This window comes from Ruegeria sp. AI3 (assembly GCF_056541245.1).
In genome coordinates this window covers 40,231-56,282 of the sequence record NZ_JBQFYA010000010.1, presented here as the reverse complement: position 1 = coordinate 56,282, position 16,052 = coordinate 40,231, and the positions used below count along the sequence as shown (strand labels likewise).

The window sequence follows — 16,052 nt, the reverse complement described above, 5'->3', positions numbered from 1 at the left end:
AATTAGAACGATATGCCTCTGAACTATCATCACCTGCGTTACTTCTGGGCGGTCGCCCATGATGGCAACCTGACCCGGACAGCCCAACGGCTGAACCTGTCGCAATCCGCGCTGTCTGTTCAGATCAAAGAGCTCGAGGAGCGGCTGGGTCATCCCCTGTTTGAACGTCGCGGGCGCAAGCTGCATCTGACCGAGGCCGGGCGTATCGCGCTGGACCATGCGGACGCAATTTTTGCGACAGGGCAAGAACTTGTGGCCACTCTGCAGGATGAGGGCAACGCACGTACTGCGCTGCGGGTTGGTGCGCAGGCGACCTTGTCGCGGAACTTTCAGATCGGCTTTCTGCGCCCGATGCTGGCGCGCTCAGATGTCGAGGTGATCCTGCGATCAGGCAATCCCAGCGAGTTGCTTGAGGGGCTGGAGACGCTGAATTTCGACCTGGTTCTCATGAATCATGAGCCTGCCAGTGACAGCCTGACCAGTTTTGAAACGCACCATTTGGCGGAACAACCCGTCAGTATCGTCGGCACGCCGGCGCGATTGGATCCAAAGCGCCCGATCCGGGACCTGTTGGAAGAGCAGCCCTTTATCCTGCCAACTACAAACAACAGCGTCCGCACGGCGTTCGATTCGATGGCCAGCCGCATGTCGGTCCGGCCTCAGATCGCGGCCGAAGTGGACGACATGGCCATGATGCGCCTGCTCGCGCGTGAGGATATCGGCCTTGCACTTGTGGCCCCGATCGTTGTGCAGGATGAGCTGTCCTCGGGCCGTCTGGTCGAGGCCGAGGAACATCCCCGCATCAAGGAGAGCTTTCACGCCGTCACCTTCAAACGTCGTTTTCCCAATCCGCTGGTGCGGGAGTTGCTGACATATAGCCTGCCTCAGTAGAAGTGGGGCAGGTTCTTTGCACGAGCGACGCGAACCCAGTTGGGCACGAAGGGTATGATCTTGTCTTGTGAGGGCACCATCATCTCGATGAAATTCGCGCCAGGATTGGCGATGGCGTTGGACAGGATTGGTTCGATATCGGCCTCAGAGGTGATCTGGGCGGTTTTGAAGCCGAACCCTTCGGCCACCTTGCAATAGTCGACGCGTCCGAAATCGGTGGTCCAAGGCTCATCCACATCGTCGAGCAGGATCGCCTCACCCCTGATCCAGCCAAACGTGTCGTTGCGGGTCAGAATGACGGTGATGTTCTTGCCGCTACGCTTCAAGGTCTCCATATCGCCGATGACGAACCCAAACGATCCGTCTCCGGTGAAGGAAATGACCGGGCCGTCATGGGCATAGATCGCACCAACTGCGGCAGGCACCGAATATCCCAGCGCCCCCATCGAGTAGTTGGTGATGTAGCGCCGCCCCGGTTTGCGGAACGTCAGCAGCGCCGATGGATAGATCGCACTTACGCCGGGCTCAGACGTGACAATCGCATCATCGGGCATTATCCTATCCAACACCTGAGACAGCTTGACCGGTGAGATCGTGCCTTCGGGCATCGGTATATTCGAGTTGAAGACCTTGTCCAGCGCGGTTTGTTTTATCGGGTTCAAATCCAATGGCGTCCGTTGAAGGCCGGGATGCTCAGCCTTAAGAATTTCAACCATATATTCGATCGTTGCGCGGGCATCACCAACAAGGCCAACCTTCAGCGGGAAGGTGTTTCCGACATGAGCCTCTGCAATATCAAGGTGTAGGAAGTTTTTGGTATAGGGATCGCCATAGAGTTTCCAGTGATCCGTTCCGGCGCTGTCGGTATTTGAGCCGACGAAGAAGATTGTGTCGGCCTCAAGCAGGTACTGGTTCGAATACTCCATCCCGCCGCGGCCACCGATGACGCGCAGGGCCAGTGGATGATCCTCGGGGATTGTGCCCTTGCCGGGTGTGGTGGTGCCGACCGGGATTTGCAGCCGCTCGGCAAGTTCAAGGATCGCGTCTGAGGCTTTTGAGATCAATGCACCCTGACCACAGACAATCGCAGGTTTTTGCGCCGCCAACAGCACGTCGATTGCAGCGCGGATCTTGCTGTGATCCGCGACCGGCCGGTGTGCGGGATATGTGCTGTAGTCGGGTTCGGCATACAGGTCGGTGATCTCGGCCTCTTCCCCGAAGATGTTGATCGGCACGCGGATATGAACAGGCGCCGGACGGCCCGAGGTCGCTACGCGAAAGGCTCGCCGGATCAGGAACGGGATGTCGCGTGCATTGGTCAGAACGAAGCTTTCCTTGCAGATGCTGTCATAGAGCCGGGCTTGATCGACCCCGGTCAGCCCGTGCTTTTTGTCCTGATTGATCGGGATGTCCGAGCTGAAATAGATCACCGGCACCGAGCTGAGGAAAGCCTCAGTAATGCCCGGGGTGCAGTGGGTCACACCGGGGCTGGGCGCTTCAAGCACGGCGGGGCGACCTGTGATCTTTGCGTAAGCCTCGGCCGCGAAAGCCGCCGTGCGTTCATCGCGGGTCAGCACGAACTCAATCCCGCTATTGGCGCGCCATTCCTTGTACCAGCCAATCGTTGTCTCACCGGGCAGACCGAAAACATGGGAAACGCCGTGAAGCTCCAGCATTTTCAGGATGATCTGCGCGCCGTTCATGCGCGTCGTTTGGGGCTGGTTCATCAGGTGGACCTTCGTTGGTGGCGTGTTTTGGGCAAACCCTTTTGAGGGGGTTTGCGCACACCGCCACCATGTCTAGGCGAGGATCGGAAGTCCAGAATTTGCTTAGCCGACAGCGCCCTTGGTGTTCACGTGAACTGCGTAGACGCTGGTGGTTGCGGTGATGAACAGCATATTGCCGCGCGGGCCACCGAAACACAGGTTCGCGACGGTCTCGGGTGTCTTGACCTTGCCCAGCAGCTCGCCGTCGGGCGAGAACACATGCACCCCGTCCGCGGCTGAGCACCAGACGTTGTCGTATTGGTCTACGCGCAGCCCGTCGGGCAGACCTTGATCAATCGCGGCGAAATCGCTGGGCTTGCCAAGCTGGCCGTCTGGCTGGACTTCAAAGACCTTCAGTAAAGAAGGAACGTCCGGGTCATGGCTGCAGCCGGATTCGGCGACGTACAGGCGGCTTTCATCTTTCGAGAAGGCCAGCCCGTTTGGCTGTACGAAATCTCGTGAAACGATGGTTGGTTCCGGACGGTCCGGATCAAGGCGGAAGACAAAGCTGCCGTCTTGCTCGGGCTTGGCTTTGTGACCTTCAAGATCAGAGAGGATGCCGTAAGTCGGATCCGAGAACCAGATCGAACCATCCGAACGGGTGATCACGTCGTTGGGCGAATTCAATCGGCGGCCATCGTGATGGTCAGCCATGGTTTTCAGTTGCCCGTCATGTTCGGTCCGCACTACCGAGCGGGTTGCGTGCTGGCAAGTCACCAGTCGCCCCTCGCGATCACGCGTGTTGCCGTTGGAGTAATTCGAGTTCTGGCGGAAGAGGCTGGTGCCGCCATGCGGGGTCCAGCGATACATGTGGGCATTCGGTATGTCCGAGAACAGCAACGTTTCATGCGCGGGAAACCAAACCGGCCCCTCGGTCCAGACATGGCCCTTAGCGATCCGTGCCAGCGTGAGGTTGGTGTGGATCAGGTCGCGAAATGCGGGCCGGATGACCTCATATGTCTGTGAATGACTCATGCGCTATATCCCTTTCGGCTGGCCAGAGTGACCACGCCCACAATCACAAGCCCGGTCAAAATCAAGCGAATTCCGGCGCCCAGACCGTATGAATTCAGCATCGATACGATCAGGAACATGAACAGCGCCGCCCCCCAGATGCCGGGTACGTTCGAATTGCCTCCGCCGATGGACGACCCGCCAATTACGACGACTGCAATGGACATCAGCATGTATTCGGTGCCCATGTTCAGGTTGGCCCCGCCCGAGAAGCTGGCCAGCAGAAACCCCGCCAAGGCGGCACAAACGGCCGAGTTGACATAGATGCCAAAGCGCACCGCGTTTACCGGGACTCCGCTGAGCCTTGCCGCGCGTAGGTTTTGCCCGATGGCCGAGATCCACCGCCCTGCAATTGCGCGTTCCAAAAGCAGCCATGCGCAGACGGCCAGCGCAATGCCGACCAATGCGACATTCGGAACCCCGAACGTCCCGCCAGAGGCGAACTCGGCCAGGGGTTCCGGTGGTTTGATGCGCAGCCCCCGGTTCGACCAGATCGCCAGCGATTGGTAAAGGAACGAGGCGGACAGGGTTGCGATGATGGGCGGGATGCGCAGTATCAGGATCAGCGCAAAGTTCACGATCCCGCAACCGATGCCTATTCCGATTGCAACCAGCAGACCGGGCAGGATCAACGCAGTTTGCGTGTCCATGAACTTTAGCGCCAGTGTGGCCGCCAACGTCATCGTCGCCGGGACAGACAGGTCGATATTGCCGGGTCCGAACGTGATCACCAACATCTGCCCGATGCCGACAATGGCCGAGAAAGAGGCAAAGGTCAGCGCCGCATAGAGCAGCGACCCGGCCCCAGACCCGGCCAGCAGGCTGGTGGCGACAAAGGTAATCCCCGCAGCAAGATAGGCCCAAAGCCAAGGTTTCTGAAAGATCGCCCTCAACGGGTTCGGTCCGGTGTCAGAGGTGGTTTGGTCACTCATGCCGAGACCTCCTTGCGGACAAAGAACAGGCGCACGGCGAGAACGAGGATCAAGATCGCGCCCTGCGCACCGATTTGCCAATCCGGTGAGAGGCGCAGAAAGGACAGGAAACTGGCAGCAAGTGTCAGTGTCAGCGCTCCGATGACGGCCCCGAAGGGAGAGATGCGACCGCCGACAAATTCGCCTCCGCCAAGGATGACACCCGCAATCGACAACAGCGTATAGCGCAGCGCGATATTGGCATCTGCTGCAGTGGTCAGCCCGACGAGGCACATACCGGCCAGCACTCCGAACAAGCCCGCCAACCCGTAAGCAGAGGCCCGCAGGCGGACGACAGACCAGCCAGCGCGCTCCATCGCGCGTTCATTGCCGCCAACGCCTTGAAGAACCACGCCCACCCATGACCGTTTGATCAGCAGATGTACGGCAAAGGCCACGACCAGCGGAGCAATCACGGCAACCGGCACCAGTGGGGTTTTGAAATTCATTAGGGTTTTCAGCCATTCAGGCGATGCTCCGCCGGGTGAAGGCAGGATCAGCACCGCTAGCCCGCCCCAAACGAAAGACATGCCCAAGGTCACGACGATTGCGGGCAATCCGCGCAGTTGGATCAAGGCCCCCAGCGCTGCATAGGCCAGAACCGCAGCAGCCAGAATGCCGTAACCCAGCAGAGGCGTGTCGTGCACGAATGTGGCCGTGACACAGGCGCATAAGCTGACGAAGGTGCCGATGGACAAGTCGATGTCGTTGACCATGATAATCATCATCTGCGCAATGGTCGCTAGAGCCACGGGGATCGCCAGATTGAACAGTAGGTTCAGGCCAAAATAGCTCATCGCGCGGGGTTGCAGGTAGAACACGGCCCCCAACAGGACGGCCAGAGACAGAACGGGCAGCAATAGGCGCATGCGGTCGCTGGTCATCTCAGGCCTCCTGCATTTGGAAAGAGGCGTGCAGGATGTTCTCCTCGGTGATCTCATCACCTTCCAGCTCGGCTGCAATCTGACCGGCGCGGAACACGAAGACCCGGTCACATTCGAGGATTTCGTCGGTCTCGGTCGAGTACCACAGGAAGCTGCGGCCTCTTGCGGCTTCTGCCTGGATCATCTGATAGACGTCTTTCTTGGTGCCCACATCCACGCCGCGCATCGGGTCATCCATCACAACAATCGGCGCGGAGGAGGCCAGCGCGCGGGCAAACAGAACCTTCTGCTGGTTGCCGCCCGAAAGGGAAAGGATCGGGTTCAACAGGTTGTCTGTGCGAATGCCTATACGGTCTTTCCAAGTCTGAACCATGTCCGCCTCGTCGCTTCGATCCACCATCACTTTCTGGCTGAACTCGGGCAGGGTTGTCAGCGAGAGGTTTCGCATGATCGACCAGAGCGGCATCAACCCGTCACGGGCGCGGTCTCCGGCGACAAAGACCACCTCGGGCTGGCGCGCGGATTTCCATTTTGGGGCGTGGTCGAAGTAGATTTGCGCTAGTGCTTCGGCCTGTCCGTGACCTGCAAGCCCGGCCAGCCCGACAATCTCACCCGCGCGGGCGTTCAGCCCATTTGCCGCCCGTACAACCTCGGCCCCGAGGGTCCGATCTGCCCGCCCGGCGCCCGAGGTGTCTTCATCTGGCGCGACATGCCCCATCGCATCCACGATCGAGGCTCGGGTGAATTGGCTGGCAGGTTGGTCATCAACGATCTGGCCATCTTTCATGACGATGATCCGGGTCGAGACTTCGAAAATCTCACCCATCATGTGCGAGATGAACAGCACCGCACCGCCTTTGGCGCAGAACCGTTTGATATGGTCCAGCAATTGTTGCGCGATGGCGGCGTCAAGGGACGAGGTCGGCTCGTCCAGAATAACAAGGCTGGGTTCTCGGTCGCGGTCGGCAAAGGCGATGGCGATCTCGACCATCTGACGCTCGGCTATAGTCAGGTTTCCGACCGTTGCGCGGGCGTGGATGCCATGACCCGGAAAGACAAGGTCCAGCGCGTCGAGCATCTTTTGCCGCGCAACCCGCCGCCAGGCTTTGCGCGGCATGTTGCGATAGGGAATACGCAGGTTCTCCAAAACGGTCAGGTTCGGGCAGAGCGACAGCTCCTGAAACACGCTACGAATACCTGCATTCTGCGCGTTTAGACTGTTGCGTAGGGCAGGATCTGCGTTCCGATGGTGAACGGCGCCCTGAGTTTGCGTGAGGCGGCCGTTGATCACATTCGCCAGCGTGGATTTCCCGGCCCCATTGTGGCCGACCAGTCCGACGCATTCTCCTGCGCTGATGCTCAACGTCGCACCACGCAGGGCAAGAACAGGCCCATAGGACAGATGGGCCTGCTCCAGAGAGACGACCGGAGCGGCGGTGGCTCCGGGTCCCGTATTCTCGTCGGTCTTCACGCGCTTACTGGGCCGACGCGATGACGTCTTTGGCCTGATCCTGCGTGTATTCCACGTTGGCGACCGAGCCCTTGGGCGTTGTTTTCAGGGCATCTTTCAAACCGGCCTGATCGATTCTCAGGAAGGGTACGGTCAGGTCCTTCGGCACCTCTTGCCCGTCCAGAATCTGCTGGGCGACCCAAAAGGCCAGCGTGCTGACGCCCGGCGCAATCGACAGAGAGGTTGTCTGATACCCGTTTGCGTCCTGCTCATCTGACCACCACTGAAGTTCGTCCTGACGGTTGCCCATTACGATGGTCGGCATTGGACGATCCGTGGCCCCGATGGCCTGCGCGGCCCCATAGCCGTCACCACCCTGGGTTACGACGCCCACGATCTCGGGCAGGCTGGGCAGGATACCGGCGACGGCCTTCTGCGCCACATCCTGCGCCCAATCCCCATGGACCGAGCCAACGATCTCGAAATTGGTGTTCTTCACCTCATCATGAATGCCTGCGCTGATCTCGTCATCGACGAACACTCCGGCCAGACCGCGGATTTCCAGCAGGTTGCCGCCATCAGGATAACGCTCGGCCAGGTATTTCACCTGCTCGCGCCCCATTTGCTGAAAGTCGACCGCAATGCGCCACGCGCAGGGTTCCTGAACGATGCCGTCGAAGGACACAACGGTGATACCCGCATCGCACGCGGCCTTGACCGCGCCATTGATTGCGGTGGGTGAGGCGGCGTTGATCACAATGGCATCATAGCCCTGCAGGATCATGTTCTGGATCTGAGCCGCCTGTTCAGTGGCCTGATTTTCCGAGGTCGTAAAGGCGTCAGCAGCGGCGACAACACCATCCGCGACGGCTTGATCTCCGTTTTTCTGCCAGCTTTCCAGCATGGCTTGCCGCCACGAATTACCTGCATAGTTGTTCGACAGGGCAATGCGTTTTTCGGATGTATCCGCTTCGGCAGCCGGGGCTGTCAGGGTGATGATCCCGGCCGCAGCGCCGAGCAATATGGCCTTTAATGTCATGTTTTCCTCCCAAAGCGGCCCAAGCGCCGCACGATTTTGGTGCCAGCCTGACGGGGCCGACGCGCCTAAAATTCCCAAAGGACACGCGCAAAGTAAGAGTAGGACGCGCGCATTCCTTGCGGGTTCCCGCAAATAGGCTGCGGCGACCCGCATGACACTCGATCCGCTGGTCGATATACTCGCCCATGCCGGTTGCGGCATGCTGGCGCTGCGAAAGAGAACACATGGCCGATCTTGCCTATTACTTGCGGATTTCGAACCATCTGGCGGGCAATCTGGATATCAAATCCGCATTGCGGTCGGTCAAATCCGAGATCGTGCGCATTCTGGAAATTGACCATCTGGATGTCTGCCTGATCGACGAGGAAGGGCGGCTTAACACAAGCTATGAGGTCGGCCTGCGCACCAGTTGGAGCCGCACCCGCGCCCCGGTCGAGGTCTCGCCCGTGCGCGATATCCTGCGGGGAGATTGCGACTACATGTTGACCGGAAACGCGCCGGAGGACCCGCGATATGTGTTCGAAGGCGGGGACTATGATCCCATCCTCAAACACAATATGCGCAGCCGCGTGAATGTGGCGATGAAAGTGCTGGGCCGCACGATCGGATCGTTGAACTGTTCATCCCAAAAGCTTGATTTCTATGATGAACAAGCCGTCGAGCAAGTTCGCAATATTGCCGACATTCTGGCCCCGTATTTCTATGCTCTGCGTGCGAATGAACAGGCTCGGCGCGAGGCGATCATGCGGACCGAGGTGCAGGCGCGGGAAGAGGGGCTGCGGCTTGGGGCCCTCAGCCTGACAGACGCGCTAGAATTGGAACGCCAACGGATTGGGATGGATCTGCACGATCAGACTCTGGCCGACATGACGCGGATCAGCCGGGATTTGGAGCGGTGCGAAACGCCTCAGGACTTGGATGGGCTGCGCAGCAGTATGAGGAACTGCATTCAGGGCCTGCGTGAAATCATCGACACCTCGATTCCATCCCTGCTGGAGCTGTTCGGCTTTCAGCATGCCGTACGGACCCATCTTGAACGCGCGATTGACCCGGATGAAGGGGTCGAGATTGACGTTCGTGACCTGTCCGGCGGGATGGTCGACCGGCTGCCGCAAACCAAGCGCATCGCCTTGTTCCGTATCGCACAAGAGGCCATCAACAACGCGGTCCGGCACGCCTCGGCCAGTCGGATTGAGGTCGAGATTGTATGTCAGGACGGGCTGCGCCTTCGCGTGCGGGACAATGGGCGCAGCATGGGAGCGATTGAAATCCGGCAGGCCTCGGGCGGGCTGACGCATATGCGCACCCGCGCCCGGCTGATCGCGGCGCAGTTTGACATCCGCTACAATAGCGGGACCGAGATTACGGTCTGCCTACCAGCTTCTGAATGCCCGAAAACCGAGGTGTTGGCATGAAGGTTCTGCTGGTCGAAGACGATGCAATGCACGCGAACTACCTGCGGGAGCTGGTTCAGGATGCCTTGCCCGAGGTGACCGATCTGAGCCTCGCCTCGAACGGCCGGGAAGGGGAAGAGCAGGCCCGACAGAACGGTGTCGAGGCCATTGTCATGGACCTGCGCATGAAAGAGCGCAACGGGATTGAGGCCGCGCGGACGATTTGGTCGGAACGCCCCGCAACCCGCATTCTGTTTTGGTCCAACTACTCGGATGAGGCCTATCTCCGCGGCATTGCGCGGATCGTTCCGAAAGAGGCCGCCTATGGCTATGTTTTGAAGACGGCCAGCCCCTCGCGAATGCATCTGGCTTTGCGTGCCGTTCTGATTGAGGCGCAGATCATGGTGGATCGGGAAATTCACCAAATCCAGCGGGAACAGAGCCGCTCGGGCGAGGCGCTGACGGAGGTTGAGCTGGCAATCCTATCCGATCTCGCCCTTGGTTTGCCCGACAAAACCATCGCGCTGCGTCGTAAGCTTGCCCTGAGGACGGTGCAGAACCGGCTACTGTCGATCTATGAAAAACTGGATGTGGGCGATCTGCCGGTGGATGGCAACGATATCGCGATCAACAAACGTGTCCGGGCTGTCTCAAAGGCCATGACCTCTCAGATACTGAATCGCGAGAGCATCTTTTCGGCGGAAAATGAGTTGGGAAGCTGGCTTGAGCGTCGGCAAAACTTGGGATGACGGCCGTGCTAGTCAGATCGTGAGGATTTGAACAGGTAAAGGAACACGAATAGCGACCCGATCGAGGTTGTAACGATCCCCACCGGCAACTCTTGCGGGGCCAGAAGCAGCCGAGACAGAATGTCTGACAGCGTCAGCAAGATGGCCCCGACGACGGCGGATGTGATCAAGAGATTGCGGTGGAGCGTTCCGGCAATGCCTCGGGCGATATGCGGAACCATAAGGCCAACAAACCCGATCACACCCGCCACCGACACAAAGCTGGCCGTGGCCAAGGCGGCGACCAGAAACATCCGAAATCGCAGGCCTTGAACTGGAATACCGAGTGTTGAGGCCGTGAAATCCCCCGTCAGAAGGGCGTCAAGCCAACGGCTTCGGTAGAGGGAATAGCCCAGGATCAGGGTCAGCCCTAGCACGACAAGTGGAAAGGTCTCCCACCGGGCCAGACCAAGGCCGCCTAGCATCCAGAAAATGACGGAATGCGCGGCGCGGCTGTCGCCTGCGAAGATCAGATAGTTGGTGATGGCCGAAAACAGGAAAGATACAGCCAGGCCTGCAAGGATCAGTTTTTCCGGCGCGCTGGTGCGCAGGCTTTGAACCAGGGCCAGAACAATGCCGGACGCGATCAGGCCTCCGCAAAAGGCCGCAAGTGGCAGGGTCCAGATGCCCAGAACATCGCCTGTTACAGTGATGACCAAGACGGCACCCGCAGCGGCCCCTGACGAAAGACCAAACAGAAACGGGTCAGCCAGGTCATTGCGCGTTGTCGTTTGCAAAACGACCCCGACAACGCCCAGCCCGGCCCCAATCACTGCCGCAAACAACGCGCGGGGCAGGCGCAGGTCAAAGACAATCCGGTGCAGAGGGGACATGTCGCCCTCAGTCACACCAGTACCCAGCCCAATCGCGGTGAAAACCTCGGCCATAGGGATCGGGGTAGTTCCGTAGATCGTCGACAGCAGCAAAAGGGCGGTCAGAATGACCGCCCCTAACAGTACCGCCCGGCCCGTTTTCGTCATCTTAGCTGTTACCCCGGTGCATTGCCGTTGCCATCTTCTCGATCGCTTCGATGTTTGCCGGTCCCGGTGTCAGCTCTTCGTAACGCAGGCCGATCCAGCGCTCGTTCTTGACTGCATCGGTCTGCGACATCACCGGGTGTTCCTGCAGGAACTTGAAGGTATCCGCCGCGCCGTTGCCAGTTTGATAGTCCAGCAGGACAAGGAATTCGGGGTTCGAGGCGGCGACGGCCTCCCACGAGGTGCGGCCCCAGCTTGTGTCCATGTCATGGGTGACGTTGACGCCGCCAGCCGCTGCGATCATCGCGTCAGGAATGGCGTATTTGCCTGCGGTAAAGGGCGCATCGGCCGGGCCGTCCAGCAGGAAGACACGGGGTTTTTCCAGATCGGCGGTTTTGGCCTCGATCGCGGCCAGATGGTCTTTCCAGCCCGAGACCAGCGCGTTCGCTTTGTCTTCGACCTGCATGACCGTGCCCAGGCGTAGAACGTCGTCAAACAGCAGATCCATGGTGGCTTCGGGACGGTCTTTGTTCAGGTGAATGCAGCTTTCGGTCAGCACCATTGTCTTGATGCCAAAGGGCTCCAGCGTGTCGGGGGTAACGTCGCCGCCGGGTTTCATGCCGTAGTACCATCCGGCGAAGAACATGTCGGGCTCAACCGCGACGAGGTTTTCGACCGTCGGATATTTCGGAGCGAGTTCGGGAATGTCACCGCGTTGCGCGTCGAAATCGGGGCTGGTCTTGTACCAGCCGGTGATGCCGGTCAGACCAACGATGCTGTCCTGAAGACCCAGCGCAAAGGCCATGTCGGTCATGTTCATGTCATGAACCACGATCCGCTCGGGCTTGCTGTCGAACACCAGAGGTTCACCGCAATTGTCGACGGTGATCTCTTGCGCGGCAGCGCCGCCCGCCAGCGCGCTTAGGACCGCAGCGGACAAAAGTTTCAGTTTCATCAATCTCTCCTGTTAAGATGAAAGCTCTCGTTTTCGGATGTCCAGCGCGGGGATCACGCGTCCTTCGTGCTGGAAACACAAATAGTCAACACCAAAAGTCTCGCGCACGCGGTCTGGTGTCAGAACCTCGGAGACCGGGCCGAAGGCCGTCAGCTGCGCATTCTTCATGAGGGCGACGTGGCTGGCGAATTCGGGGATCATGACCAGATCGTGGACGATCATCACAACCGTCACGCCCAACTCGGCGACCAGAGACAGCATGTGCCCTTTGGCATCGGGGTCGAGATGGTTGGTCGGCTCATCCAAAAACAGCAGCGAGGGGTTCTGCGCCAAAGCCCGTGCGATATGAGCGCGCTGGCGCTCTCCGCCGGACAGTTTTGCCATCTGTTTGCCGGCCAGATGGGACAGCTCGGTGGTGTCGAGCACGCGCTGCAGGTCCGTTTGAAGAGCTTCTGCGGATTTGTCGGCCCTGATCGGGATTTGCCCAAGGGCCACATAGTCGCGCAGGTGCAGCCGCCCGTCGGGTACTTCCTGCTGGCCGACAACGGCAATCCGTCTGGCCCGCTCCAGCGAGGACAGTTTCCGCAGGCTTTGATCCTGAATACGCACATCGCCTAGCGCCAGTTTTGCGACCCCGCACAAGAGGTTGAGCAGCGTCGTTTTGCCCGCCCCGTTCGGGCCAGCGACGGCCAATATCGCGCCTTCCTCAAGCGAGAACGAGGTGTCGCGCAGCAGAACATCGCCGTTCAGGGCGTAATATTCCAGATTTTCAGCGACCAGAAAGCTCATGCCGTGCCCTCCGGTGGCAGGCAGGGCATGCGCGACAGGGTTTTGGTATAGAGCGCCAAAGGACGGGTCGAGGCGCTGGTCCAGCCATTCTCACTGTCGCGAAATTGATGGGCGAACTCAGCCAAAGCGCTCAGATCAGCAGGGGATTGAATGTCGCCGAACAGATATTGCGCCTTGCCATTGGCCTGCAGCCCGACGGTCATCGGGCGATCACACCCGGCCATACAGTCGATCAGGCGTGTCGAGAACCCTTCGGGCAGCTGGCGGTCCAACGCTTCTTTTGCCTCGTGCGCAGGGATCGGCCCATTGCAGGTGCCGCATATCAGGACGAAATGATCAGCCATGGCACGCGTCGCCGACTTGAACGAAAGCCGATTGAAGGCAAAAGCCATGAGTTGCATCAGCACGCAGATGTGCCATCGAGCCTCCTTCCGGGACACCCCGCCCCGGGTTGGTTAAACTGTGATGGCAGGTCTCCTGACTTGCGGGTCATTGCTCGGCCAACCTTCCCGACCTTTGGGGCCAGTGGTTTTGTGGCGTCGCTCTCCGCTTACAGTTGCGGGGGCAGTCACGGCATTGGCCTTTGGGCCGCACCGTATTCCCATTTTCATCCCTCAGACACAGGCCGTCGGGAACCATCCAGAGCAGCTAGTCTGCTCACGCTCCTATTGTCAAGCACAGGAATCGCGCTAGCGGACCACACGCAGGATCGGCCTGCGCGCGGGTTGGCCCGGTCCGACGCCATTTGTCGGGAACTGGCTAGCCAGGGTCAAACCGGCCTGTATCAGATGGGCGTCCGGATAGCCTCCGGTCAATTCGTTCAAGGCATCGCGCGCTGCCGGAGTTTCGTCGCGGCGCATGTGATGCAGCATCCGGAGCAGGGCGTGCTCGTCACATGTCAGTTCTTGCCGTGTTTCAGCACAAAGCGGGTCTTTGAAGGCCAGACCCAGAGGGCGGGTGTGTAGCGTGGCCTTGATAATCTTGAAGACCAGATGCGCCAGAACAAGCCCCTGATCGCGCCCCCAACGCTCGGTCGCTACCGAAAAGGCATGTTGCCAAGCCTGTGTTTCCGGCTCTGTGAAGCTGAGGATGAAGTGCCGCATGACAGGCAGCAAACCGCGTTCGAAACCGTCAAATTCGATGCGGGGCAGTGTGTGGTTGGATGCCGAGTGTTTCATGCGCGTTCCCTTTTGGGGTCGAGGGCTTTCGCGGCCAATGGGTGGACGTTTTGCGGAAGCGTATTGGGATCAACTGGCGTTTCAAGACGCGGTGATGCAGCGCGGACGGAAAAGCTGAGATCAGCCTCAATCGCCTGCCTCAGTTTTGGTTTCAATGCGCAGCCATGGCGACTGGCAACAGCGTCCATGGCCAACAGATCGGCGAGGGATTTTCGCATGTCAGGTTATCTTTCGGTCGCAAAAATGGGACCGGGCGATGATTCCAACGGAATCTGACTGGGTCAGCCATTAACTGACTAAATTAGTCAGAAAATGCAAGCGCGAAATTCTTAATGAAGTCAGTAGTCGGCAACCAACAGGAAATCCGGCGCTGCATCTTCTTCGATTGTTGCAAAGCGGGGGATCGGGTCTTCAAATACGTTGTCCGTCCGGTCGTCATTCACGGTTGAGACTTCGCCAATCAAGCAATCCCCACCTTCCGCCCAGAAGGCATGCCAGATGCCGGGCATCAAGGTCACGCTCTGACCTGGCTTCAGGCGCAGATGCTCTCCGGGCCCTATGGTGACAGGGCAGGCATCGCTGGGAACAGTGACTGGGGTATCCCGGTCGATACCGCCATCGGGGTCCGAGGCATAGATTTCCATAACCAGATCGCCGCCGCCTCGGTTGATGATGTCCTCGGCTTTGACGATATGGCGGTGCATCGGCGACAGCTGTTTGTCGCGAGAGATCAGCAGCTTTTCGGCATAGAGCATACCGCGCCCCCGGCTCAGATCGCTGACGTTGCCGTTGCGCAGGGTGAACAGGAACAACCCAAGTTCATCGAACTTGCCTTGACCATAGTCGGTGATATCCCAACCTAGCCCATGGGCACGGATACTTTCCGCCTGAGTGTTGCGCATCTGCTCAGGTGTCCAATCTGCAAAAGGCGGCAGAACGGCACCAAATGAACTGATGAATGCCTGGGCTTCGGTCTTGATACGGTTGATTTCGGATCGTTTCATCTCGGACTCTTCGTAGGGCTATAATTCATGCGACCAGGGCGGGTTGGCCCCGGCGCGCGAGACGGTCACAGCAGCCACCTCTGCGCCCAAGGTCAAGGCGTCGCGTAGCGCATCCGGGGACAGTGCTTTCAATCCGGGCTTTGTCAACTGGCCAGCCCGTTCCAGCGAGGCCAAAACCCCGGCATTGAACGTGTCCCCCGCGCCAACCGTATCCACAACTTGCACCGGTTTGACTGGGACTGAGACCACAGCACCGTTGGCCTGATAACCTGAAGCGCCCTCACTTCCGCGGGTGACGATGACGGCAGAGGGGCCTGCTTGAAGCAGCAAAGGGACTTTTTGATCATGGCTTTCCGGGCCAGGGATGATCCAGTCCAGATCCTCATCCGAGACTTTGACGATATCGGCCTGTTCAATCATCTGGTTCAACCGCGTGCGGTAGCGGGTCTGATCCTGTATGAAACCGGGTCGGATATTGGGGTCCAACATCACAGCACAGTTCGCGCCATGTTGCGCCAGCATCGCGGCATAGGCATCCGCGCAAGGCTCACAGGCAAGGCTGATGCCACCAAAATACAGCGCTGAAACCGCGGGGAGTTGGCGCGGCATATCCTCGGCCCGTAGCATCCGACCCGCCGTGTTTTCATCGACAAACGTGTATGTCGCGTGGCCATCTTTCAGTTGAACAAATGCTAGCGTGGTCGGCCTGTCCGAGGCAATCACATGTGTCGTGTCCACGTGGCTGGCCCGCAGGTCATCAGCCAATTGCCGCCCGAACATGTCCGAGGACAGACCGGTCAGCAGGCCAACCGGCGCGCTCAACCGGCCCAAAGCAATAGAGGTATTGAATATGGCGCCACCGGAATGGGGAACGAAACCGTCCCGCCTGGACAGGGTCGGTTCGGCAATCATGTCGATCAGGGCTTCACCGCAACACAGGATCATCCCACAT

General features: G+C 59.3%; 17 protein-coding genes and 1 riboswitch. Of the genes, 3 read left to right on the top strand and 14 right to left on the bottom strand.

The features are described 5' to 3' along the window. Positions 1-12: 12 nt before the first annotated feature. Complete coding sequence (locus tag ACRZ95_RS15420) at positions 13-891, top strand: LysR family transcriptional regulator (protein WP_170679915.1); 879 nt, start codon at positions 13-15, stop codon at positions 889-891. Here the strand turns inward: ACRZ95_RS15420 and ACRZ95_RS15415 are convergent. The 6 genes from ACRZ95_RS15415 to ACRZ95_RS15390 all read right to left on the bottom strand — a co-directional run bounded on the left by ACRZ95_RS15415 (position 885) and on the right by ACRZ95_RS15390 (position 8,015). Further along, positions 885-2,618, bottom strand: a complete 1,734-nt coding sequence (locus ACRZ95_RS15415; RefSeq protein WP_170679917.1) for a thiamine pyrophosphate-binding protein — start codon at positions 2,616-2,618, stop codon at positions 885-887. The genes ACRZ95_RS15420 and ACRZ95_RS15415 overlap by 7 nt on opposite strands. Before the next feature lie 102 nt (positions 2,619-2,720). Then, positions 2,721-3,632 carry an SMP-30/gluconolactonase/LRE family protein gene (locus ACRZ95_RS15410; protein ID WP_170679919.1) on the bottom strand — a complete coding sequence of 304 codons (912 nt, stop codon included), beginning with the start codon at positions 3,630-3,632 and terminating at the stop codon, positions 2,721-2,723. Further along, entirely contained in the window at positions 3,629-4,603 is a 975-nt protein-coding gene (locus ACRZ95_RS15405) for an ABC transporter permease (protein WP_170679921.1), read from the bottom strand. The genes ACRZ95_RS15410 and ACRZ95_RS15405 overlap by 4 nt, the downstream gene beginning before the upstream one ends. Continuing rightward, positions 4,600-5,526, bottom strand: a complete 927-nt coding sequence (locus ACRZ95_RS15400; RefSeq protein WP_170679923.1) for an ABC transporter permease — start codon at positions 5,524-5,526, stop codon at positions 4,600-4,602. The genes ACRZ95_RS15405 and ACRZ95_RS15400 overlap by 4 nt, the downstream gene beginning before the upstream one ends. 1 nt (position 5,527) lies before the next feature. Next, positions 5,528-6,997: a sugar ABC transporter ATP-binding protein gene (locus tag ACRZ95_RS15395; protein ID WP_170679925.1), complete on the bottom strand. Its 1,470-nt coding sequence runs from the start codon at positions 6,995-6,997 to the stop codon at positions 5,528-5,530. A 4-nt stretch (positions 6,998-7,001) separates the two neighbouring features. Next, the gene (locus ACRZ95_RS15390; protein WP_170679927.1) at positions 7,002-8,015 is read right to left on the bottom strand and encodes a substrate-binding domain-containing protein; all 1,014 of its coding nucleotides are present in this window, start codon (positions 8,013-8,015) and stop codon (positions 7,002-7,004) included. 224 nt (positions 8,016-8,239) lie between these two features. On the opposite strand from ACRZ95_RS15390, the gene ACRZ95_RS15385 reads away from it, so the two are divergent. Both ACRZ95_RS15385 and ACRZ95_RS15380 read left to right on the top strand, forming a co-directional pair. Next, on the top strand, positions 8,240-9,430 hold the full coding sequence (locus tag ACRZ95_RS15385; RefSeq protein WP_170679929.1) for a GAF domain-containing sensor histidine kinase: 1,191 nt from the start codon (positions 8,240-8,242) through the stop codon (positions 9,428-9,430). Next, positions 9,403-10,158 (top strand): response regulator transcription factor, encoded by a 756-nt coding sequence (locus tag ACRZ95_RS15380; RefSeq protein ID WP_480555177.1) that lies wholly within the window; start codon positions 9,403-9,405, stop codon positions 10,156-10,158. The genes ACRZ95_RS15385 and ACRZ95_RS15380 overlap by 28 nt, the downstream gene beginning before the upstream one ends. Before the next feature lie 8 nt (positions 10,159-10,166). Here the strand turns inward: ACRZ95_RS15380 and ACRZ95_RS15375 are convergent, their stop codons facing one another. The 8 genes from ACRZ95_RS15375 to ACRZ95_RS15340 form a co-directional block, all read right to left on the bottom strand. After that, a complete protein-coding gene (locus ACRZ95_RS15375; RefSeq protein WP_170679931.1) occupies positions 10,167-11,177 on the bottom strand; it encodes an iron ABC transporter permease in 1,011 nt (336 codons plus the stop codon). A 1-nt stretch (position 11,178) separates the two neighbouring features. Continuing rightward, positions 11,179-12,129, bottom strand: a complete 951-nt coding sequence (locus ACRZ95_RS15370; RefSeq protein ID WP_170679933.1) for an ABC transporter substrate-binding protein — start codon at positions 12,127-12,129, stop codon at positions 11,179-11,181. Positions 12,130-12,141: 12 nt separating this feature from the next. Continuing rightward, positions 12,142-12,918 carry an ABC transporter ATP-binding protein gene (locus tag ACRZ95_RS15365; RefSeq protein WP_170679935.1) on the bottom strand — a complete coding sequence of 259 codons (777 nt, stop codon included), beginning with the start codon at positions 12,916-12,918 and terminating at the stop codon, positions 12,142-12,144. Beyond that, positions 12,915-13,262, bottom strand: a complete 348-nt coding sequence (locus ACRZ95_RS15360; RefSeq protein ID WP_170679937.1) for a DUF1636 family protein — start codon at positions 13,260-13,262, stop codon at positions 12,915-12,917. Before ACRZ95_RS15360 ends, ACRZ95_RS15365 begins: the two co-directional genes overlap by 4 nt. 106 nt (positions 13,263-13,368) lie before the next feature. Next, a riboswitch (cobalamin riboswitch) is annotated at positions 13,369-13,573 on the bottom strand. A 34-nt stretch (positions 13,574-13,607) separates the two neighbouring features. Further along, a complete protein-coding gene (locus ACRZ95_RS15355; protein WP_480555175.1) occupies positions 13,608-14,096 on the bottom strand; it encodes a hypothetical protein in 489 nt (162 codons plus the stop codon). Further along, on the bottom strand, positions 14,093-14,314 hold the full coding sequence (locus ACRZ95_RS15350) for a hypothetical protein (protein ID WP_170679939.1): 222 nt from the start codon (positions 14,312-14,314) through the stop codon (positions 14,093-14,095). The genes ACRZ95_RS15355 and ACRZ95_RS15350 overlap by 4 nt, the downstream gene beginning before the upstream one ends. A 120-nt stretch (positions 14,315-14,434) precedes the next feature. Further along, complete coding sequence (locus ACRZ95_RS15345; protein WP_170679941.1) at positions 14,435-15,100, bottom strand: D-lyxose/D-mannose family sugar isomerase; 666 nt, start codon at positions 15,098-15,100, stop codon at positions 14,435-14,437. An 18-nt stretch (positions 15,101-15,118) separates the two neighbouring features. Continuing rightward, positions 15,119-16,045 carry a carbohydrate kinase family protein gene (locus tag ACRZ95_RS15340; protein ID WP_170679943.1) on the bottom strand — a complete coding sequence of 309 codons (927 nt, stop codon included), beginning with the start codon at positions 16,043-16,045 and terminating at the stop codon, positions 15,119-15,121. Positions 16,046-16,052: the final 7 nt, after the last annotated feature.

What these genes read in the sequence shown, in the direction of transcription:
- ACRZ95_RS15415 (WP_170679917.1), bottom strand. Translation starts at nt 2,618, where the DNA reads ATGAACCAGCCCCAAACGACGCGCATGAACGGCGCGCAGATCATCCTG.
- ACRZ95_RS15405 (WP_170679921.1), bottom strand. Translation starts at nt 4,603, where the DNA reads ATGAGTGACCAAACCACCTCTGACACCGGACCGAACCCGTTGAGGGCG.
- ACRZ95_RS15380 (WP_480555177.1), top strand. Translation starts at nt 9,403, where the DNA reads ATGCCCGAAAACCGAGGTGTTGGCATGAAGGTTCTGCTGGTCGAAGAC.
- ACRZ95_RS15410 (WP_170679919.1), bottom strand. Translation starts at nt 3,632, where the DNA reads ATGAGTCATTCACAGACATATGAGGTCATCCGGCCCGCATTTCGCGAC.
- ACRZ95_RS15420 (WP_170679915.1), top strand. Translation starts at nt 13, where the DNA reads ATGCCTCTGAACTATCATCACCTGCGTTACTTCTGGGCGGTCGCCCAT.
- ACRZ95_RS15375 (WP_170679931.1), bottom strand. Translation starts at nt 11,177, where the DNA reads ATGACGAAAACGGGCCGGGCGGTACTGTTAGGGGCGGTCATTCTGACC.
- ACRZ95_RS15360 (WP_170679937.1), bottom strand. Translation starts at nt 13,262, where the DNA reads ATGGCTGATCATTTCGTCCTGATATGCGGCACCTGCAATGGGCCGATC.
- ACRZ95_RS15355 (WP_480555175.1), bottom strand. Translation starts at nt 14,096, where the DNA reads ATGAAACACTCGGCATCCAACCACACACTGCCCCGCATCGAATTTGAC.
- ACRZ95_RS15350 (WP_170679939.1), bottom strand. Translation starts at nt 14,314, where the DNA reads ATGCGAAAATCCCTCGCCGATCTGTTGGCCATGGACGCTGTTGCCAGT.
- ACRZ95_RS15340 (WP_170679943.1), bottom strand. Translation starts at nt 16,045, where the DNA reads ATGATCCTGTGTTGCGGTGAAGCCCTGATCGACATGATTGCCGAACCG.
- ACRZ95_RS15345 (WP_170679941.1), bottom strand. Translation starts at nt 15,100, where the DNA reads ATGAAACGATCCGAAATCAACCGTATCAAGACCGAAGCCCAGGCATTC.
- ACRZ95_RS15390 (WP_170679927.1), bottom strand. Translation starts at nt 8,015, where the DNA reads ATGACATTAAAGGCCATATTGCTCGGCGCTGCGGCCGGGATCATCACC.
- ACRZ95_RS15365 (WP_170679935.1), bottom strand. Translation starts at nt 12,918, where the DNA reads ATGAGCTTTCTGGTCGCTGAAAATCTGGAATATTACGCCCTGAACGGC.
- ACRZ95_RS15385 (WP_170679929.1), top strand. Translation starts at nt 8,240, where the DNA reads ATGGCCGATCTTGCCTATTACTTGCGGATTTCGAACCATCTGGCGGGC.
- ACRZ95_RS15400 (WP_170679923.1), bottom strand. Translation starts at nt 5,526, where the DNA reads ATGACCAGCGACCGCATGCGCCTATTGCTGCCCGTTCTGTCTCTGGCC.
- ACRZ95_RS15370 (WP_170679933.1), bottom strand. Translation starts at nt 12,129, where the DNA reads ATGAAACTGAAACTTTTGTCCGCTGCGGTCCTAAGCGCGCTGGCGGGC.